The organism is Raoultibacter phocaeensis (assembly GCF_901411515.1).
Lineage (GTDB): Bacteria > Actinomycetota > Coriobacteriia > Coriobacteriales > Eggerthellaceae > Raoultibacter > Raoultibacter phocaeensis.
Map to the genome: position 1 here is coordinate 189,549 of NZ_CABDUX010000001.1, position 19,830 is coordinate 209,378.

Here is a 19,830-nt window from a genome sequence, read left to right on the forward strand (position 1 = left end):
GCGTGCAGGATCGTGCCGTGCTACACTGTGGTACTCACACGATGCATATTCGAGAACGGTAAGCGGGGTCGGTAAAGCGGGATGCAGGGAATGATCGACAAGGCGGTGTTCGAGCTACCGGGGATCAAACGGGTGCTCGCAGCGCTCTGCGGATTTGCTGCGGCGCAAGCACTGTGCATCATCGGACAAGCCCTTTCGCTTTCAACCGCCATCACAAACCTCTGGTACGGGGGCGCGCTCGCTGATCAGCTCGTCTGGATAGCCGCATTCTTCCTCTGTTTCGTCGGCAAGCAAGGCATCGTGTACATGCAGGAAGGCTTTATCAACCGATACGCATACGAGCGGGCCGATGCGCTGCGCTCAGATCTGCTGCATACGATATTCGCCACGAAGGCTCAGGTGGTACGCCAAAACGGGACAGGCAGCGTATCGGCTGCGGTACTCGAGGGCATCGACCAGGTCGAAACGTACTTCCGCCTCATCCTGCCCAAGATGACGGCGCTCATCGTTATCCCCGTCCTTCTGCTTATCGTGGTCTTTCCGCTCGATTGGGTTTCGGGCTTCATCATGCTCATCGCGTTTCCGTTTATCATCTTGTACATGGCCATCCTCGGTCGGACCGCAAAAGAGAAGGCGTCGGCGCAACACCGTACGTTCCAGATCATGTCGAACCACTTCATCGACACGCTGCGCGGCATCGACACGCTGAAGCTCTTCGGAGCGAGCAAAGGCTATGGCGAGACGATCTACGAGGTGAGCGAGCGGTTCAGGGTCGCCAGCATGAAGACGATCGGAGTCGCCACCGTTTCGAGTTTCGTGCTCGACCTCTTCTCGACGCTTTCCATTGCGGCAGTCGCGTTCATGCTCGGCATGCGGTTGCTCGACGGAACGCTCGTCCTCTTCCCCGCGCTCGCCGTGCTCGTGCTCGCACCCGAGTACTTCAAGCCCATCAAGAATTTCGCGTCCGACTACCACGCCTCGCTCGACGGCAAAAACGCGCTCTCCTCCATCCAGGCACTCGTCAAACCGACCGACGACCTACCCGTCGAACAGCCTATACCCGAGTGGACCGAATCATCCAGGCTCGCCCTGCGCACCATCAATTTCTCGTATCCGGATCACATGGCGCTTTCGGGCATCTCGCTCGAAGCGCAGGGGTTTGCAAAGTACGGCATCGTCGGAGCAAGCGGGGCGGGAAAGAGCACGCTTGTCAGCCTGCTCGGCGGCTTCTGCACACCCGAAAGCGGGTCCATCACAATCGACGGAGTTGATGCGTCAGGCTTCGATCAGGCCGATTGGCAGAAGCAGGTCATCTACATCCCGCAGGATCCCTATATCTTCCATGCGACGCTGCGCGACAACATCGCGTTCTACCACCCGCAAGCTTCTGCTGCCGCCATCGCGAACGCCGTGGAAATCGTCGGCCTCGACGAGCTGATCGATGAACTGCCCGAAGGGCTCGATACTCTTATCGGCGAAGGAGCGCGCCCGCTTTCGGGCGGCCAGGCTCAGCGCATTGCCCTCGCCCGCGCCTTCTTGGACGACTCCCGGAAAATCCTCTTGTTCGATGAGCCGACCGCGCACCTCGACATCGAAACCGAGATGGAGCTGAAAGAGCGGATGCTCCCCCTCATGGAAGGCCGTCTCGTGTTCTTCGCCACGCATCGTTTGCACTGGATGCAGGACATGGACGAGATCATCGTCATGGAAGACGGCCGGATTGCGGGAAGAGGCGACGCGCAGGCGGTCATGGCCGACAGCGCGGCTTTCGCCGCCCTCGCCTCGCTGACCGATTGGACGCAAGCATGAGAAGCGCATCGTGGAAAGAAACGCTTAAGCGCGATCGGTGGGTCAAACCCTTCTTCAAGCAGTATCGCGCCGCCCTTGCGCTCGCCCTGGCACTCGGGCTTCTCACATTCGTATTCGCCGGAGCCCTCATGTTCACCTCAGGCTACCTGATCAGCCGCGCCGCAGAGATGCCGGGCAACATCCTCATGATTCACTTGCCGGTCATCTTTGTGCGCGTCTTCGGTATAGGCAAGCCCATTTTCCAGTACTTCGAACGCTTGACCAGCCACGACTGGGTGCTCCGCATGACGTCGAGTCTTCGGCTGAAGCTGTACAAGGCGCTTGAGGGCGATGCGATCTTCTTCAAGCGCTCGCGGCGCACGGGCGATGTGCTCGGCCTGCTCGCCGAAGACATCGGCCACATCCAGAACCTCTACCTGCGCACGGTGTTCCCGACGATCGTCGCATACCTGCTCTATACAGCCATCGTGATCGCGCTGGGATTCTTCTCCGTGTGGTTCGCGCTTGCGGTCTTGCTCGTGCTCGGCGTGGTCGTATTCGTGCTGCCACTCGCATCGGCGCTCGTGAACGGCGCGCGCAACGCTCGGCGCAAGGCGATGAAAAACGAACTGTACGCCGAGCTGACCGACAACGTGCTCGGCGTGTCCGACTGGCTCTTCGCCGGCCGCGGCGAAGAATACCTGACGCGCTACAAAGAAACCGAGCGGGCGATGCGCGACCTCGACGAGAAGATGGAGCGCTTCTCGCGCAGGCGCGACCTCGTCGCAAGCGTGCTCTACGGCGCGGTCGCGGTCATGCTGCTCGTGTGGGCTGCGGGCCTGTTCGGAGGCGCGCACGGGGGCGCCGCGAACTGGATCGCCGCGTTCGTGCTCGGCTTCTTCCCCCTCATCGACGCGTTCGCGCCCTTGCCCGAAGCGGCAACCGAAGCGAGCGCCTACCGCGATTCCGTCGAGCGGCTGAACGACCTTCCCGCCGAAGCGAACGAACGCGACCAGGCTCCCAAGCCCGACGCCACCTTGGACATCCGCATCGAGAACCTCGCGTTCGCCTATCCGAATACCGATCGGCCCGTCCTGAGAAACCTCAGCCTCGCCATCCCCTTCGGCGAGCGCATCGCCATCCTCGGGCGCAGCGGATCGGGCAAGAGCACGCTTGCATCGCTCATCCGCGGCGACCTTAGGCCGGACGAGGGTTCCGTTACGATCGGCGGCGTCTCGCCCGATCAGCTCGGGGACTCCATCTCTCGCTTCATCGGCGTCATCCAGCAGCAGACCTATCTGTTCAACCGGACGCTGCGCGAGAACCTGACGATCGGCAACCCCGGCGCCTCAGACGAAGCGGTGCTGGACGTCCTTGCCCAAGTCGGACTCGAAGCTATGGCGAAACGCCTGCCCGACGGCCTCGATACGCTCGTCGACGAAGCGGGCATGAGGTTTTCGGGCGGCGAGCGCCACCGCATCGCGCTCGCGCGCGTGCTCTTGCAGGACGTGCCGGTGATCCTGCTCGACGAGCCCACGGTGGGCCTCGATCCGGCAACCGAGCGAGCGCTCCTCGAAACGTTCTTCGAAACCACGCGCGGCAAGACCCTCATCATGATCACGCACCACCTTCAGGGTGCGGCGAGGATGGACCGCGTGGCGTTCGTCGAAGACGGGAAGCTCGCGCTTGCGGGATCCCCGGCCGAGCTCGAGCAGGCAAGCGAGCGGTACCGCCGCCTTCTCGCGTTCGACCGGGGAATTGCATAGCCTCCTTGTCGGGAAGCCGTTGAGGTCGATCGTCCCATCGAAAAGCCGCCGAGGCAATCGACCCCGACGGCTTCAGACAGTGCGCATGACGGCTTCGAGCGGTTCGCAGAGCGGCTAGCGACAGTGCCCTTGACGGCTTTCGGCAGCGCCCATAGCGACTTCCAGCAGCGCCTACGTCTTATGCCTTTTCTACTTGACAGAGCCCTTCCTTGAACGGCGGGAATCCGCTGATTGGATCGAAATCTCTGCTGATGATCTCGTTCACGTTCGCCTGGTGCCATCCGTGGAACATGTCAATGGTACGCGGACGCACGATGTTCGTGATCTCGAGCTTCGCCACGATACCCTCGTCGTTGACCGGCGCAGTGATACGCACCATATCGCCGTCGACAAGGCCGCGCTCTTCGGCATCGGCTTTGGAAAGGCGCACGACCGGCTCGGGCATGAACTGGTTGAGCCAAGGCAGATGGCGTTCCTTCGAGTGCGTGTAAAACGGCACACGCGAACCCGAATTCATGACGAGGGGATACCGTTCTGCCACATCCGGTGTAGAAACAGGGCTGTACACCGGCTCGCTGTATACCGGAAGAGGATCGAACCCGTGCTCGCGCAGGATTTCGGACGTGAACTCGACCTTACCGCTTGGCGATGAGAATCCAGGCTGCCCGTCGTCGCGCAGCAGTCCGAGTTCGTACTTCTTGAACTGCGGCTCCCCGGAAAGGGGTATCTCGATGGGATCCGGATGCGCCGCACGCATGTCTTCGAGCGTCGGCGGATTCTCGACATCGATCGTACGCAGGATTTCGCGCAGGCAGTTCTCGTCGGATTCGGGGCCGCCGTTCCAGAACACATCGCCGAATCCGAGTGCCGTGCCGATATCGCAGCAGATCCGGTAATCGCTGCGCGCCTCGCCAGCAGGCTCCACGATGGGCTCGCGCAGAAATATCTTGCGACCGAAGATGGTGAGCGGCGCTGCGCGTTCGAAGCTCATGGCGACAGGCAGGAGCATGTCGACGTAATCGTGCGTCCAGGCGTTGTTGTAGAAGTCGCCGGCCACGACGAACTCCATGTCCTTGAACGCCTCCTGGTATTCGTGCGACTGGGGCCACATCATGGCGTTGCCGCCAAGCATGAGGCATGCCTTGATGTCGCCGTTCTTCACGTACTCCGGTATCTTGTTGAGCTGCAGGCTTCCCTGCTGGTCGGTATCGGCCCACACGGGGAAGTACTGCCGGTCGACGCGCAGGTGGTCGAGTTCGGGCAAAAGCTCCTTCGAGCGGGCGAATTCGAACGTCCCCCACCATTCGTCGAAGTTGATCGGCTCGTTTGCGATAGTGAGGCCGCCGGGCACATCGAGGCTGCCCGTCAGGGGAACAAGCAGCATGATGGCGCGGTAGTTATTGATGCCGTTGGTGTGGTGTGGGAACGCAGCAGCGCTCTTGCACACGATGGGCGATCCCTCTTCCGCGAGAATGCCGCACGCCTTCTCGAGCGCATCGATCGGTATGTCGCAGATTTCCGCCGTCTTCTCGAGGGTGAACTCCGCGCAGTACTCCTTGTACTCGTCGAATCCGTGCGCCCATGCTTCGATGAATTCCTTGTCGTAGGCATCGTGTTCGATGAGGTAGTTGCCGAAGCACAGCGCGAGCGCGCCGTCGGTTCCCGGACGGATCTGCAGGTGCACGTCGGCGAAGTTCTGCGCCGTCGGCGTGATGCGCGGATCGACCACGATGTACTTCACCTGACCGCTCTCCTGCCCCGTCTTCAAACCGTTGTAGCTGAAGGGGGCCGACCAGCCGGGGTTGTTTCCCCAAATGATGCAGACCTTGGTTTTCCCGGGCGTCGGACCCGCACCCGTGGCGAGCGATGTCGCCGTGTGCCACTCGGGGCCCACGATGAGTTTGACCGCGAGCTCGGTCGCCTTAAAGCAGGTAGAGCTTTCCGTGCCCATGTTGGGTGAGCCGAAGGTGAAGGCGAGGCGCTGCAGCGCCGAACGCGGCTCTTTGGGATCGCCGGTCATGAACAGTACCTTTTCCGCACCGTACTTCTCTTTGATGCCGTTGAGCTTCTCGGCGATTTCCGCAAGCGCCTCATCCCATGAGATGCGCTCCCATTCGCCCGGCTCGCCTTTCGCGTTGACGCGGCGCATGGGATACAGCACGCGTGCAGGGTCGTAGAGATCCTGCGCCGAGGAAAGGCCTTTCGCGCACAGCAGATTGTTGTTGTAGCCGTCGCGCTTTTCAAGACGAAGTATCTTGTTGTTTTTGACGAGCGCTTTCACGCCGCAGTGCGGCCCATGATTGCACATGACGCAATGGCTGTAGCGATACTCTTCGGCCTCGTCTTCATCGGCGAAGGCGAGCGAGGACATGGTGAAGGCACCGGACGAAGCAGCAACTGCGCTCGCTCCGGCAATCGATAGCACTTGAAGAAATTTCCGTCGGGATACTTGCATGGTAACCACCGCCTATTCGCTCTGATCGGTCGAGGACTGCTTATTCTTGTTCTTCTTGTAGGCAACGCCGCCGCCGACCGCCGCAACCGCCGCTACCCCAACGACTCCCGCTACGGCCGCCATCGGAACGCCCTCGGGCGCTTTCTCGGCGGACGCAGGCGCCGCTTCCTTCTTCTCGTTTTTCGCAGCCATCTGAGCGGAAACCGCATCGGCCAAACCGAGCGGAACAAGCGAGCGGTCCATGTCTTCGGGCACAACGTAGTACACGCTCGTCCCCTCGATAGGGACGGGATTCTTCTCGGCAATATACTTCGAGATGTCGCTTTCAGGGTCGTTCACGTCGCCGAAGATGCGGCACTGGCCCGGGCAGTGCACCGTGCACATCGGCTGCAATCCCTCGGTCAGGCGCTCGTAGCAAAACGTGCACTTCTCGGTCACGTTCACGCGCTGCGCACTCTTCTCCTCGCACGGAAGCGGCGCGCCCTCGTAGCTGGTTCCCATATCCTCGGTGATAAGGAACCTATGGTCGTACGGGCACGCCCCGACGCAGGCACCGCATCCCTCGCACAGCTCGAAATCCACGACAACGGGGCCTTCGTCAGTCTTGTACGTCGCCTGGCTCGCACATGCAGAAACGCACGGCGGATTGTCGCAGTGGTTGCACAGGGTCGAAACGTAGCGCTGGTGCGCGTCGGGGTATTCACCCCACTCCACGTAGTTCATCATGTTGTAGTTAACACCCGGCCGCGTTCCCCAACACTGCTTGCACGCCACGACGCATGCGTAGCATCCGATGCATCGCTCGAGGTTGATGACCATTCCGTATGATGTCGCCAACGCTCCTCCTCTCGTCATGAGGCCCCGAGGCCTCCTTCCGATGCCGAATACGCGTCTCGCCCAAGCGATTCCCCTCGCTGTTCGCATTCGGCATCCCTACCGGATGCGACTATACGGATGCACTGCGCTCTTAGGTATCGTATGAATCCTCCTTTTTCGCCATTTCGCATCGTATGTTTTCTATGATGTACACCTGAACAGGCATTACGGAAAGCTCTTGGTAAGCAGCGCGCATACGGGTCTGGTATACTGCACCAACGAACGTCATCGTCACGCTATCGCATCGGGGGGACCGTGCAACGCGGAAGCATCGGGGAATATCTGGGAAGCATCACGCTGGCCGACGTGGTGAACATGCGCATGATCGGCTTCGCGCTCACCCGGGCGTGGACGTACGTGATGTTCTTCAGCACGGTGGTTCACTACTCGGTTCGAAACGACATCTCGCACCTCAACAGCACCGATACATGGTCGTCGTTGGGGTTGGCCGTTCTCATGGTGGGAAGCGCGCTTTTATCCAAGCAGTTCATCCGCGCAGTCCTCGGCAAACGCTGGGTGACGATCGCCGTTCCCACAGCGCTGCTTGCCGCAACGGCATTGCTCGCGTTGGTCGAAGCAGACTGGTTCAGGCAGCCGTGGTGCTCCATCATCTGCACCGTAACCGGCATTGGGCTCGGAATCCTCTACCTCGCCTGGGGCGATGCGTACACGCGCATCGACGAAACGAAAACGGCGGTCGAAGCTATGAGCTCGTTTCTCCTGGCCGCGATCATCTTTCCCATCGTCATCATGCTGCCGCGCATTGCCGGCGTTGCTTCAGCAATGCTTTTGCTTCTCGTCTCCGCCTATATTCTGTTCGGCCGCTTGGGCGTATGGAAGGAAAAGCGGCTTTTAGGTTCCGTACAGGTCAACAAAAGCGGGTTTCTGATCAAAGCCCTTCTTTCCGTCGGCATTCTCGGATTCGCCGAAAGCCTCATGAGGGCACTGTTCCTCGAAGTGAATCCCGTGGTCGACGTCGATTTGTACCCCTGGGTTTTTCTGGCGGCGGCCCTTCTTTCCGCCGCCGTAATCAGCATTACCGTGTTCTCGGAGAAGAAGCCCGATTTCGCATTCGCTTACAAGGTGATCTTGTTTGTGACGGCGTTCATTTTCCTGCTGCTGCCCATCATCGACCGGGGAACGTTTCTCGCAAACGTACTTGCGTTGACCGGGTACAGCACGCTTTCGCTGCTCGTATGGGTCGTACTGGCCCGAACGGCGAGCCGCTATCACCTGTCTTCGGTCGTGGTGTTCGGGTTCGGATGGGGTCTCATGGTCGCGGGGGGTTTAGGAGGAACGTTTCTCGGCAGCCTGCTTACTTCGTTCGTCGATCTCACACCGCGAACTCTCAGCTTCATCGCTTTGCTGTCGGTATGCGCGCTCCTGTTCGCCTACCTGTTTTTATTCAACGAACGGTCGATCGTCGAACTGACTGCAGAGCATGACCGCGATGCGTCCCGTCCGTTCAGGAGGCGATGCGAAGACGTTGCCAAATTCTACAAGCTCTCGGCGAAGGAAACCGAAGTCATGATCCTCGTCGCGAAAGGCCGATCCACGCCGCGCATCTGCGAGGAACTCGACATATCGCAAGGCACCGCGAACACGCACTTGACGCATCTGTACAAAAAGCTCGATGTGCACGACAAGCAACAGCTGCTCGATGTGCTGGAAGGCCGTCAGACGCAGTAGGAACCAGAGCCCGTTTCAAAACCCGAGAAAGGAACCGTATCCTATGCAATCCCAACCGACACCCGAACACGTTGATGCCTGGCAAGCCCGAGCCGCCCTGTGCGAGCTTGCAGCTTTCTCGTTCAGATACCCTGGCAAAGAGCTCGCAGAAGCGCTCGATTCAGGCGAATGGGCCGATGCAGCCTGTGAGATTTCGCAGACGCTCGGCTTGTCGCTGCCCGAAGGCTTCGCCGAACAGCTTCGCTCGGAAACTTCTGAAAACGAAGCGTGCGCATCCGGCAGCGAATCCGAAGGAGATCGCTCCCTGCATGCATTGAGGGCCGAGGCAACGCGGCTGTTCATCGGATCTCCCGAACCCGTGGTGAGCCCGTACGAAGGCGTATGGGCAGCGCTTGACGACGGTGTGCAGCCGCTTTTGTTCGTGAACCCGAAATCGATGGAAGTGGAGCGCTTCTGCCGCGCATGCGGACTGGGTCGGCCCGAGGGAACGAACGAGCCGCTCGACCACATAGGAACAGAATTCGAGCTGCTGCAATACCTCGCTCTCCTGAGCGCCGGCATCGCCCTTCCTGCCCCCGACGGCCCCCGCGCCGAAGATTTCCCCGGAGGCTCCCCCGAAGCCGCATACGAAGCGTTCGTTTCAGAACACGCGCGCTTCTGGATGCCCCGTTTCGCAGATAAGGTCATCGCCGAAACGCGTCTTCCCTTCTACCGCTCTGCCGCCGAACTGCTGAACGCGTTCTTCGCTTAACATCGGAAAATGCGGGGCGCTGCATGCACCCCGCGTTTTTACCAAACACCGGCTGGTCGACCCCGACGGCGACCAGCCGAGTGCGCTAATCCTTCTTGACGTTCATCGACCTCATGGCGTTCAGGATCGCAATCACGGCCACACCCACATCGGCGAACACAGCAAGCCACATGTTGGCGATGCCCACGGCTGCGAGTATCAGCACGAGGAACTTCACGGCAAGCGCAAATACGATGTTCTGCCGCACGATGCCCATGGTCTTGCGGGCCACATGAACCGCTTTTGCGATGTTAGAGGGGCGATCGTCCATGAGCACGATATCGGCCGCCTCGATGGCCGCATCGGATCCCATCGCCCCCATCGCAATGCCGATGTCGGCACGCGTCAGCACAGGGGCGTCGTTGATGCCGTCGCCGACGAACGCGAGCTTGCCCTTGCCGGTCGTTTCGGCCAGCAGCTTCTCGACTTCGGCAACCTTATCCTGCGGCAAGAGCTGCGCACGGTACTCGTCGATCCCGAGCTCGGTTGCCACCGCAGCCGCAACTTCTTTGCGATCGCCCGTGAGCATGACGGTACGCTTGACGCCTGCCGCATGGAGATCGGCTATCGCCTGGGCGGCATCCGCCTTCACCACATCGGCGATCACGATGTGGCCGATGTAGACGCCGTCGAGCGAAACGTGCAGAATCGTGCCGGTAAGCTTGCAGTCGTGGTAATCCACGCCGCCTTCGGCCATGAGCTTATCGTTGCCCACAAGTACGATGCGCTCGTCCACCGCAGCGCGCACACCATGGCCACCGCGCTCTTCCACATCGGCGATACGCGCACGGTCGATCGGCCCCGAGTAGGCCTCCTTGACCGACAGCGCGATCGGATGATCGGAATACGCCTCCGCGTGCGCTGCAATCGACAGGATGAGATCGGGATCGATGCCCTCTTCAGGATGCACGGCTACCACGTTGAACGTTCCGTCGGTGAGCGTGCCCGTCTTGTCGAACACGATGGTTTCGGTATCGCCGAGCGCTTCGAGGTAGTTGCTCCCCTTCACGAGGATGCCGAGCCTGGACGCTCCCCCGATGCCACCGAAAAACGACAGCGGAACCGAGATCACGAGCGCACACGGGCACGAAACCACGAGGAAGATGAGTCCGCGCTGCACCCAATCGGACCAGCTCTGCCCGAACAGAAGCGGCGGCACGACGGCGAGCAGCAGCGCTACGATAACGACCGCCGGCGTGTAGTAGCGTGCGAACCGGGTGATCAAGTTCTCGGTGCGCGCTTTCTTCTCGCTCGCGTTCTCCACAAGTTCGAGGATGCGCGATACGGTGGATTCGCCGAACGGCTTGCTCACCCGTACGGTCAGCAGCCCCGTCATGTTCACGCAGCCCGAAATGACCTCGGCTCCTTCCTCGACGTGGCGCGGCACCGATTCGCCCGTGAGCGCCGCGGTATCGAGCTGCGAGTTACCGACGACGACCACCCCGTCGAGCGGTACACGCTCGCCCGGCTTCACGACGATTTCGTCCCCTACCGCTACCTCGTACGGATCGACCTGCACGAGCTCGCCGTTTCGCATGACGTTGGCGTAATCGGGTGCGATGTCCATCATCTCGGCGATCGATTTGCGGGACTTGCCCACCGCATAGCTCTGGAACAGTTCCCCAACCTGATAGAACAGCATGACCGCGGCACCCTCGGCCATATGCGGATCCGAATCGGGGAACAGCACGAGCGCAAACGCTCCGATGGTAGCCACGCTCATGAGGAAGTTCTCGTCAAACACCTGTCCATGGCCGATGTTGCGCGCCGCTTTGAGCAGCACATCGTAACCTGCTATCAGATACGGCACGAGGAACAGGGCGAACTCGATATAGAGCCCCATGGGGCTGCCGAACCACTCCTCAAGCGGCAGCGGGTATATGATCGCGAACAGCACGATCGCAACGATGATGCGGATGAGCGTTCGCTTCTGCTTCTTGTTCATGTCTCGTCTTTCCTTTCGCCTGCCATCCCCGCTCGCGGCATGCTGACGCACGCCCCGCGAGAGGCTGGTTCAGACTCGTATTCGGGTCTCTTTAGCGGAGGATCACCATGTCGGGTTCGACTTTCTTGCATACGCTTACCACTTCGTCAAGGATGTCGTTGAAGCGTGTGTCATCGGCATCGAGCACGAGTTTTTGAGTCATGAAGCTCATCGTCGCGTCGTGGACGCCGTCTATCTTCTTGATGCCGTTTTCCATCTTCGAAGCGCAGTTGGCGCAGTCGAGATCCTGGAGCTTGAACGTTTTACGCATGGCGGTTCCTTTCAACATCGTGGTATGCGGATCCGGGGCTCGCTTGCAGCGTCTATGCTGCAGCCGCTCCCGCTTGTTCCCTTCATTCGCAAATATGGGTCATGCCCTGAGCGAGCATCGTGTACACATGGTCGTCGGACAGCGAATAGATCACGTTCTTGCCATCGCGCTTGGCGCGTACAAGCCGCGACTGTTTGAGCGTGCGCAGCTGATGGGAGACCGCGCTTTGCGTCGCCCCTATCGTTTCGGCGATGTCAGCCACGCACAGCTCGTTGCCCATGAGGGCGTAGAGTATCTTGATGCGCGTCGTATCGCCGAACACCTTGAACAGGTCGGCAAGATCGTAGAGCAGCTCTTCGTCAGGCATGCACTCGTGCGTATCGAGATCGGGCGTGCCCGCGCATCCGCATGCGGACGCCTCGCCTTGCTGCACCGCGCTTTCGGTTGACTCTACCATACCGTCACCTCTCATCATATGAACAACTGTTCATAAGTATAAGGATGACGACGAGCCTGTCAAGAGGGTTTCGGGAAATAGTTCGTACCGTTCTCACCGTTTAACCTCGCTCCCGTAACGCTTTGCCCGAGTCGTACGCCGTGCGATAGCTGATAAGGTTGCAGTGCTATAATGCATCAGCTTCTGCTTTTACAGCAAAGCGAATCGTGCACGTACGGATCTGAAGGGTTTGCGCCGCATGGCAGGCTCGAAAACACGCTACATACCCGCACTCGACGGTCTGCGGGCCTTCGCGGTTCTCGCGGTTATCGCCTACCACATGAACTTCTCATGGGCGAAGGGCGGTCTCCTCGGCGTCACGGTATTCTTCGTGTTGTCAGGCTACTTGATCACCGGGCTGCTCGTCACCGAATGGACTCAGACGAACACCATCGATCTCAAAAACTTCTGGTTGCGCCGCATCCGCAGGCTCGTGCCCGCCATCGTATTCGTCCTTGTGGTCACAGCCGCCCTCTGTACGCTCTTCAACCACGAGCTCCTCACGAAAATGCGCCCCGACATCCCCCCTGCGCTCCTGTTTTTCAGCAACTGGTGGTATATATTCCAAGACCTCTCGTACTTCGATGCGCTCGGCGCGCCTTCGCCGCTCAATCATTTCTGGTCGCTTGCCATCGAAGAGCAGTTTTACCTCGTATGGCCCCCTCTTTTGCTGATCGCATTCAAAATGGGTGCGAAGCGGCCGCTGCTCAGGCGCATCGCCGTCGTTCTTGCCGCCGCCTCGGCGCTCGCCATGGCACTTCTCTACAATCCCCTGGCCGACCCGAGCCGCGTCTACTACGGAACCGATACGCGCGCCTTCTCGCTCCTTATCGGCGCATGGCTTGCGTTCAAAACGCCCGCAAGCCGCGTAGGCACCAAAAGCGCGCGCTTGAGCAAACGCGCACGCATGGTTATGGACGGCGTCGGGATCGCGTCTCTTGCGGGACTCGTACTCATGATCGCCCTCGTGGACGGGTTCTCGCCGTTTCTCTACTGGGGAGGACTCGTCATCGCCTCGGTGCTCACCATGATCGTCATCGCGGTGATGGCTCACCCCCGAAGCAGACTCGGCTCCTTCGCCGCCCTGACCCCGTTCGTATGGATCGGCAAACGCTCGTACGGCATGTATCTGTGGCACTATCCCATCCTGTTGCTTATGAATCCGCAGAGCACCGTCGGCGAACCGAACTACCTGTACCTGCTCTTGCAGCTCGCGATCATATTCGCCGTATCGGCGTTCTCGTACACGTTTGTCGAGGACCCCATCCGAAAAGGCGCGATCGGCACGCTTGTGAAGAATATCCGCTCCGGGTCCATCAATGTATCCGCGTTCGTACAGAAGCGCATCGCGCCGCTTGTCGGCGGAAGCCTGGTCATCGTGCTCGCGCTCGGCGGCATCGCATTCGTTCCGCCCACCTCGGCGGTCGAGGGGCTCGACGCCATGAAGGAAGCTTCCGCCCAAAACCGCTCGCCTCTTGTGCAGAAACCCGCAATCGATGTATCGCTTCTGCCCCTCATCGGCACGCGGCATATCGGCGACGATGTCGAACTGCCGAAGCCTACGCCGGTCGTGAAGAAGCACAGCCCTGTGATGATCGGGGATTCGGTGTCGCTGCGAGTCGTGCCATACTTTGAGGAAGCATTTCCCAACGGACTTATCGATGCCGAAATCAATCGGCAGTTCTTTGCGGGAAAGGCCGTGTTCGATTCCTATGAGGAAACCCGCGTTGTCGGGAAAACCGTAGTATTTGCCCTCGGCACCAACGGGCCCGCAAGCGACGATCAAGTTGACGAGCTAGTGGCCGATGTCGGAGAAGACCGTCAGATTTACTTCGTGAACACCCGGGCACCCGAATCGTGGATCGATGCAACCAATGCGGCGCTTGAGCGCGCGGCGGCGAAGTACGACAACGTACACCTCATCGATTGGGCGTCGACGAGCGCCGGGCAGGACCGCTACTTCGACGGCGACGGCACCCACCTTACCGAAGAGGGCGCACAGGTATACACCGCCATGATACAAGCGGCTTTGGAAGGCTGAGGCGAAGCGAACCTTCGGCATCCGTCAGTACTCGATGTGTCCGCGTGCGTGGGCACTCGATCGTTTCCGCATCACCGCAAGGCACGCTGCCAACCTTGCCGGAGCACTATCTCCATCAGGCAAAACAACCCTCACCCACCCCGTCTTACCGACGAATCACATCGCTGGTATGAGCCTGCATTCGCGGTTTTTCCCACAATGACCCGTTCCGTTTGATTGCGCCGCATCCCGTCCGCATCCATGATGCACCCAAGCCCGCATGGGGATCGGCCAACCGAGGCAAACGCAACAGCCGTCCGCATGCATCGCACACGGCACGTGAGACGAGAGGATGTGGGAACATGGAAGACAAAGGCTTTGAGCTCGTAGCGCATGAAAAACCATGGCAACACGAGGAAGACGGCCTCAAGGTTACGCGCGGCAGCGCTTGGACGGGTCCGGGATGCCATATCGGCTGCGGCGTTTTGCTCTACACCGACGAGAACGATACGCTCGTCAAGGTCGAGGGCGACCCCGAAAACCCCTTCAACGAAGGACGCCTCTGTCCGCGGTGCCTCGCCCTACCTGAATGCACCAATCACGACGACCGCCTGAAGTATCCCCTAAAACGCGCCCGCGCAGACCGCGGCAAGAATACGTGGGAGCGCATCAGCTGGGATGAGGCGTTCGACACCATCGCCAAAAAGTTCATCGAGATCCGCGAAGAGTTCGGTCCCGAGCGCGTTGCGTTCTACCAGGGCACCGGCCGCGACATCGCCGCCTGGATCACGCGGCTTGCCTGGTCGTACGGAAGCCCCAACTACCTGTTCGGCATGAGCGGCATGTCGTGCTACCTCCCCCGCGTAGCCGGCTGCTTCGCCACCACCGGCGCGTTCTGGCTCGGCGACTACTCGCAGCAGTTCGCCCAGCGCTACGAGGATCCGCGTTGGAAGCTTCCCGAGGTCATTATGCTCTGGGGCAACAACCCCATCGTCTCGAATTCGGACGGGCTCTACGGCCACTGGATCGTCGACTGTATGAAGATGGGGTCGAAGATCATCACCGTCGATCCGCGCCGCACGTGGCTCTCAAGCAAAGCCGAGCACTTCTGCCAGCTGCGCCCGGGAACCGACGCTGCGCTTGCCATGGGCATGCTCAACGTGATCATGAACGAAGATATCTACGACCATGATTTCGTCGATCGCTGGTGCTACGGCTTCGATGAGTTGAAAGAGCGCGTTGCCGAGTTCACGCCCGAGAAAGTCGAGGAGATCACCTGGGTTCCCGCCGATGAGATCATCGGAGCAGCACGCACGTTTGCGAACGCTGAAAACGCCATCATGCAGTGGGGCCTCGCCATCGATACTACGAAAGAAGCGCTGCCCGCCTGCCAGGCAATCTCGGCGCTGTTCGAGATCACCGGTAACATCGACAACCCGGGCGGCATGATCGCCCCGCCCTCCATCCTGTACTATGCTGGCGGCTGGGGCAACGAGCTGCTCGACCCCGAAATCGCCAAGAAACGCATCGGTCTCGACAAGTACGCGCTTCTGAACTTCGGGTTCCAAGTGGCATCGACCGACGAGATGATCAAAACGTTTGAGACCGGCCAGCCCTACGAGATGAAAGCCGCTTGGCTGCAAACCACGAACTTCCTCGCCTGCACCGCCCCCGATACCGAACGCACCATGGCTGCGTGGCAGAAGCTCGACTTCATCGTCGTCACCGACCTGTTCATGACGCCGACCGCTATGGCTCTGGCCGATATCGTGCTTCCCGCCTGCACCTATCCTGAACGCGACGGTCTGCGCGTGGGCGACGGCGTCCAGCGTGGCGAGGTCATCAACAAAGTAACGCAGATCGGCGAGTGCAAATCGGACATGGAGATCAATCTCGAACTCGGCAAGCGCCTGAACCCCGACGCATGGCCGTGGGACGATGTCGACGAGATGTTCTCCTTCATCCTTAAAGATGCGGGCGTCGGCATGGACTTCCACGAGCTGCAGGAAAACGCCCCGGCTTATATCCCCTTCGAATACCATAAGTACGAAAAGGGACTGCTTCGCGCCGACGGGCAACCCGGTTTCGACACGCCGTCCGGCCGCATCGAACTGTGGAGCAACTTCTACAACAACGCGGGCCTCGATCCGCTGCCCTACTTCGAAGAACCCACCCCCGGCCCGACCGCAACGCCCGAACTGCTCGACGAGTATCCGCTTGTGCTCACCACCGGCGCCCGCAACTTCACGCTCTTCCATTCCGAGAACCGCCAAGTGCCGCATCTGCGTGCCGTCCATCCCGACCCCATCGTGCAGATGAACCCGGCAACCGCCGCCCGCTTCGGACTCGAGGACAAAGATTGGGTCTGGGTCGAAAACGCCCGCGGGCGCTGCAAGAGGCGCCTCGAGGTCACGCCCATCGTCAACGAGATGACCGTCTCGACCGACCACGGCTGGTGGTATCCCGAAGCGGATCCCGAGAACCTGTTCGACGTGAGGGATCTGAACGTGAACAACCTGTTCCAGTACATTCCCGGCAAAGCCGGATTCGGATGCAATTACAAGACGCTACTCTGCAAGGTTTACAAAATCGAGGAAGGGGAATAGCCATGGCCCGCTATGGAATACTGGTTGATTACGAATGGTGCTCCGGATGCCATACCTGCGAAGTCGCCTGCCAGATGGAACACGGACTGCCGACCGACCGCTTCGGTGCGAAACTGTTCGAGCTCGGTCCGTGGCAGATCGAAGGCAAGGAGTGGCAGCACGCGAACATTCCGTTGTTCAGCAAGGAATGCAATCTGTGCCAGGAGCGCACCGAGAAGGATAAGCTTCCCGCATGCGTAGCCCACTGTCAGGCTCGATGCCTCACCTACGGACCGGTCGCAGAGCTGGCGGCGGAGCTTGAGAAGAAGCCTCAGCAGCTGCTCATCGTACCGTAACGATTTTCGCCTCGCTGCGGCGGCCCTGGCTTTCTCGACCGCCGCAGCCCTATGATTGGGGGTATGCAGATGGACTCGCTCAAAGCCTTGCTGGGTTCGTTCGTCGTCGGAGGAATCCTCGCAATGGTCGGTCAGGCATTCATGAGCCTTGCCGTTGCCGTTTTAGGGCCCGACTCCTTTTTCCTTGCCGCGGCAACGCTCGTTGGCGTCGGGCTCGTCGGCGCGATTCTGTTCGTCTTCGGGATCTACCAGAAAATCGAGCAGGTAGGCGGCTTCGGAGCGGCGCTGCCGTTCTCGGGGCTCGCGGCAGCAGTCGCAGGGTGCGTCGTGCGCGCAAAGGAAGGCGGGGCGCCCATGGCCACCTCGATGCTCGCCGGGGCCAAGCTTGCGGCCTGGGTACTCGGCGCAGGTTCGCTCATCGTCGTCATCATCGCCGTCATCGCATTCTTCATCGGTTAGGAGCAGCTATGGAATTCATCAATGCGTTTCTGATCGGCGGAACAACCTGTCTGGTGTTCCAAGCCATCATGATGGCAACCAAGCTCGAACCGCCCAAGTTGCTCATCTTCGGCTTGGGGCTCGGCGGCCTGCTCTCCGCATTCGGCATCATGGGAGCGCTCCTCTCGTTCAACACCGCAGGCATGCTCATCATGGCCGTCGGCGCGGGAGATGCGGTGTTCGGCGCTACTACGTTGGCCCTCATGGGCGATTGGAGCATGGTCGCGCTCGTACTCGGCATATTCGCTGCCCTTATCCTGCTCGGCGTAGCCGCTGGATGGATCTATTGCAAGAAAAACAAGCTGTAAGCGTCGCGATCACTACCGACCCTATACGGAAGGAAGATTCGATGTGCGGGTATGCATGCATGAATTGCGGACGCTGCGGTAAAAAGCCTGCACGCCCGCAAGCGGGAGTCGAATCGGTTCCGGGTTATTGCACAGCATGCGGGCATCTGAACGGACCGACCTCCGTCCGATGCAAAGCCTGCGGCGCTGGCCTCAAACAAGCAGACTCCGCCCGTCGAAGCGGCAAACCATAGCGCTTGTCGACATGGTTCGAACAAGGAGGTTCGGGTGTCCGAGTCTCCTTGTTCGGCGTCAACGATACTCCCGATTCTTTGAGATTTCGGTACATCCGCGTGCGAAAAGACCGTCTCGAAACCATTCGGTAGTATCATAAAGGAGTCGGACGAACGTACTCAGGGGGTCGCGTGGCAGAAAACGACAGCAGCCGAAACGAAGCGCGAGATAATCGCGACGCGGTGGCTCGCGAAGAGCAGGCGGGGGCGAGATCCGGAGATGCGCCGTTGTATTTTACGCCGAAGTTCTTAGCGGGTTTTCTTGCTGTTGCTCTGTACTGGGCCTGGATATTCTCGACGTACTTTACCGACATCCTCATGATTCCGCTCGTCGGAACCGACGCACCCGATTTGCTGCTCAAGGGAGCGGGCCTCGCCGGAGCGGCGCTGTTTCTTTTTCTCGCGTACCGAACCCATGCCTGGTTTGCGCACGGCAACAGACGCATCGCCTTGAAGCTGCTTCCCCTCACCTGCGGGCTTGCCGCCTGCATTCCCGCACTCGTCACCCTCGTCTCGGGATTCGGGCCATGGCCTTTGTCCGCGATCGCGCTGTGGCTGCTCATGGGATGCGGAACTGCCGCCGCACTCGTGCAGCTCGGCACGCTCATCACCCGTATCGACGGAGACAGCCTCCCGCTTGCGGTTGCCGTCGGTACGATTCTCGCTGGCATCCTGTACCTTGCTGTCGCGAACATGCAGGGCGTTGCAGCCATCATCGCCATCGCAGCGCTCGCCTGCTGCACGGGTGCCTTACTTTGGGCAGCACCGAAACTCTGCGCTTCCCCGGAAGACGATGCGCGCCAAACCCGCACCTCCGGCGCTTCGCGGGCGTTCAAGCAGCTTTCGCTCGAACTGTTCTTCTTCTCGGTCGTATTCGGACTTGCCCTGTGCATCGGCGTATCGTTTTCGCTTCACAACCAAGGACAGGGTTTCGTCTGGATAGCGCTTGGGCTTCCCGGCGTTTTCCTGCTTGTGTACTGTACGGTTATCAACCGACATCTCGGGCTTGCCACCATGTCACGCGTGCTGCTCTCCTGCATCGCCGCCATTTTGCTGCCCCTCCCGTTTCTCGACACGTTTTGGCGCATCGTATGCTGCTCGCTTCTGATCTTCGGCTTCACCTGCTACGACATGCTCAGTTTCAGTGCGCTCGCAAGCATTATCCGGGCCGAATCGCTGAGTCCTGCCAAGTACTTTGTCCTGGGAAGGTTCGCCAACGCCATCGGGGTAGTCATCGGCTGGGTGGTAGGCTCGATCGTGCTTCTTGCAAGCGATTTCGGAGATGCTGTCTTTACCACGGCATGTTTGAGCTGCGTGTTTCTTCTCGTCGTCATACTCACGTTCGTCCGCTGGCCCGATTACACGGCAAGCCGGATCGAAGACGACCGCAAGAATTACTGGAAGCAGAGCATTCTCGAGATCGCAGAAGAAGCCGATCTCTCGCCGCGCGAAACCGAAGTCCTCGAACTGCTCTCGCGGGGAAGGGATACCGACTACATCCACGATGCCCTGTTCATATCGTCGCACACGGTGAAGACCCATTGTTATCACCTGTACAAGAAGCTCGACGTCCATTCCCAACAGGAGATCATCACGCTCATCGAACAGCGCGCCAACGAAAAGCGTCTGCTTGTTAAGAAGGCGCCGGTCAACGGCTGACGAACGAAGGAGCTTCC

The 19,830-nt window shown here is 60.1% G+C and carries 15 protein-coding genes; 10 read left to right on the forward strand and 5 right to left on the reverse strand.

Annotated elements, in window-relative coordinates; genetic code table 11:
- The first annotated feature begins 90 nt into the window (after window positions 1–90).
- Entirely contained in the window at window positions 91–1,809 is a 1,719-nt protein-coding gene (gene cydD, locus FJE54_RS00840; RefSeq protein ID WP_139650657.1) for a thiol reductant ABC exporter subunit CydD, read from the forward strand.
- Window positions 1,806–3,554, forward strand: coding sequence for a thiol reductant ABC exporter subunit CydC (cydC, locus tag FJE54_RS00845; protein WP_139650658.1), 1,749 nt, complete (start codon window positions 1,806–1,808; stop codon window positions 3,552–3,554). The genes cydD and cydC overlap by 4 nt, the downstream gene beginning before the upstream one ends.
- Window positions 3,555–3,732: 178 nt before the next feature.
- On the opposite strand, the gene FJE54_RS00850 is transcribed toward cydC, so the two are convergent.
- Together FJE54_RS00850 and FJE54_RS00855 are read right to left on the reverse strand one after the other, a co-directional pair.
- Window positions 3,733–5,979, reverse strand: a complete 2,247-nt coding sequence (locus FJE54_RS00850; protein ID WP_255467146.1) for a molybdopterin-containing oxidoreductase family protein — start codon at window positions 5,977–5,979, stop codon at window positions 3,733–3,735.
- Window positions 5,980–6,021: 42 nt separating this feature from the next.
- Window positions 6,022–6,846: a 4Fe-4S dicluster domain-containing protein gene (locus FJE54_RS00855; protein WP_218971880.1), complete on the reverse strand. Its 825-nt coding sequence runs from the start codon at window positions 6,844–6,846 to the stop codon at window positions 6,022–6,024.
- A 294-nt stretch (window positions 6,847–7,140) separates the two neighbouring features.
- Between FJE54_RS00855 and FJE54_RS00860 the strand changes: the two genes are divergently transcribed.
- Together FJE54_RS00860 and FJE54_RS00865 are read left to right on the forward strand one after the other, a co-directional pair.
- Window positions 7,141–8,574, forward strand: coding sequence for a helix-turn-helix transcriptional regulator (locus tag FJE54_RS00860; protein WP_139650660.1), 1,434 nt, complete (start codon window positions 7,141–7,143; stop codon window positions 8,572–8,574).
- A gap of 43 nt (window positions 8,575–8,617) precedes the next feature.
- Window positions 8,618–9,325: a TorD/DmsD family molecular chaperone gene (locus tag FJE54_RS00865; protein WP_139650661.1), complete on the forward strand. Its 708-nt coding sequence runs from the start codon at window positions 8,618–8,620 to the stop codon at window positions 9,323–9,325.
- 85 nt (window positions 9,326–9,410) lie between these two features.
- Here FJE54_RS00865 and FJE54_RS00870 read toward each other — a convergent pair whose 3' ends face one another.
- The 3 genes from FJE54_RS00870 to FJE54_RS00880 all read right to left on the reverse strand — a co-directional run bounded on the left by FJE54_RS00870 (window position 9,411) and on the right by FJE54_RS00880 (window position 11,986).
- Window positions 9,411–11,309, reverse strand: a complete 1,899-nt coding sequence (locus FJE54_RS00870) for a heavy metal translocating P-type ATPase (protein ID WP_139650662.1) — start codon at window positions 11,307–11,309, stop codon at window positions 9,411–9,413.
- A 91-nt stretch (window positions 11,310–11,400) separates the two neighbouring features.
- Entirely contained in the window at window positions 11,401–11,619 is a 219-nt protein-coding gene (locus FJE54_RS00875; RefSeq protein ID WP_139650663.1) for a cation transporter, read from the reverse strand.
- 82 nt (window positions 11,620–11,701) lie between these two features.
- The gene (locus tag FJE54_RS00880; protein WP_139652150.1) at window positions 11,702–11,986 is read right to left on the reverse strand and encodes an ArsR/SmtB family transcription factor; all 285 of its coding nucleotides are present in this window, start codon (window positions 11,984–11,986) and stop codon (window positions 11,702–11,704) included.
- A gap of 328 nt (window positions 11,987–12,314) precedes the next feature.
- On the opposite strand from FJE54_RS00880, the gene FJE54_RS00885 reads away from it, so the two are divergent.
- The 6 genes from FJE54_RS00885 to FJE54_RS00910 all read left to right on the forward strand — a co-directional run bounded on the left by FJE54_RS00885 (window position 12,315) and on the right by FJE54_RS00910 (window position 19,813).
- A complete protein-coding gene (locus FJE54_RS00885; protein WP_139650664.1) occupies window positions 12,315–14,156 on the forward strand; it encodes an acyltransferase family protein in 1,842 nt (613 codons plus the stop codon).
- Window positions 14,157–14,497: 341 nt separating this feature from the next.
- Window positions 14,498–16,741, forward strand: a complete 2,244-nt coding sequence (locus FJE54_RS00890) for a molybdopterin-dependent oxidoreductase (RefSeq protein ID WP_139650665.1) — start codon at window positions 14,498–14,500, stop codon at window positions 16,739–16,741.
- 2 nt (window positions 16,742–16,743) lie between these two features.
- Window positions 16,744–17,076: a 4Fe-4S dicluster domain-containing protein gene (locus FJE54_RS00895; protein ID WP_139650666.1), complete on the forward strand. Its 333-nt coding sequence runs from the start codon at window positions 16,744–16,746 to the stop codon at window positions 17,074–17,076.
- A 69-nt stretch (window positions 17,077–17,145) separates the two neighbouring features.
- Window positions 17,146–17,535, forward strand: a complete 390-nt coding sequence (locus FJE54_RS00900; RefSeq protein ID WP_180326481.1) for a SpoVA/SpoVAEb family sporulation membrane protein — start codon at window positions 17,146–17,148, stop codon at window positions 17,533–17,535.
- Window positions 17,536–17,543: 8 nt separating this feature from the next.
- Window positions 17,544–17,882, forward strand: a complete 339-nt coding sequence (locus FJE54_RS00905; protein WP_139650668.1) for a SpoVA/SpoVAEb family sporulation membrane protein — start codon at window positions 17,544–17,546, stop codon at window positions 17,880–17,882.
- A 404-nt stretch (window positions 17,883–18,286) separates the two neighbouring features.
- The gene (locus FJE54_RS00910) at window positions 18,287–19,813 is read left to right on the forward strand and encodes a helix-turn-helix transcriptional regulator (RefSeq protein ID WP_139650669.1); all 1,527 of its coding nucleotides are present in this window, start codon (window positions 18,287–18,289) and stop codon (window positions 19,811–19,813) included.
- Window positions 19,814–19,830 lie beyond the last annotated feature (17 nt).

Bases quoted from the DNA above. Each gene is read 5' to 3' on its own strand.
- FJE54_RS00900 (WP_180326481.1), top strand. From the start codon at position 17,146: ATGGACTCGCTCAAAGCCTTGCTGGGTTCGTTCGTCGTCGGAGGAATC.
- FJE54_RS00885 (WP_139650664.1), top strand. From the start codon at position 12,315: ATGGCAGGCTCGAAAACACGCTACATACCCGCACTCGACGGTCTGCGG.
- cydD (WP_139650657.1), top strand. From the start codon at position 91: ATGATCGACAAGGCGGTGTTCGAGCTACCGGGGATCAAACGGGTGCTC.
- FJE54_RS00880 (WP_139652150.1), bottom strand. From the start codon at position 11,986: ATGCCTGACGAAGAGCTGCTCTACGATCTTGCCGACCTGTTCAAGGTG.
- FJE54_RS00865 (WP_139650661.1), top strand. From the start codon at position 8,618: ATGCAATCCCAACCGACACCCGAACACGTTGATGCCTGGCAAGCCCGA.
- cydC (WP_139650658.1), top strand. From the start codon at position 1,806: ATGAGAAGCGCATCGTGGAAAGAAACGCTTAAGCGCGATCGGTGGGTC.
- FJE54_RS00875 (WP_139650663.1), bottom strand. From the start codon at position 11,619: ATGCGTAAAACGTTCAAGCTCCAGGATCTCGACTGCGCCAACTGCGCT.
- FJE54_RS00870 (WP_139650662.1), bottom strand. From the start codon at position 11,309: ATGAACAAGAAGCAGAAGCGAACGCTCATCCGCATCATCGTTGCGATC.
- FJE54_RS00905 (WP_139650668.1), top strand. From the start codon at position 17,544: ATGGAATTCATCAATGCGTTTCTGATCGGCGGAACAACCTGTCTGGTG.
- FJE54_RS00895 (WP_139650666.1), top strand. From the start codon at position 16,744: ATGGCCCGCTATGGAATACTGGTTGATTACGAATGGTGCTCCGGATGC.
- FJE54_RS00890 (WP_139650665.1), top strand. From the start codon at position 14,498: ATGGAAGACAAAGGCTTTGAGCTCGTAGCGCATGAAAAACCATGGCAA.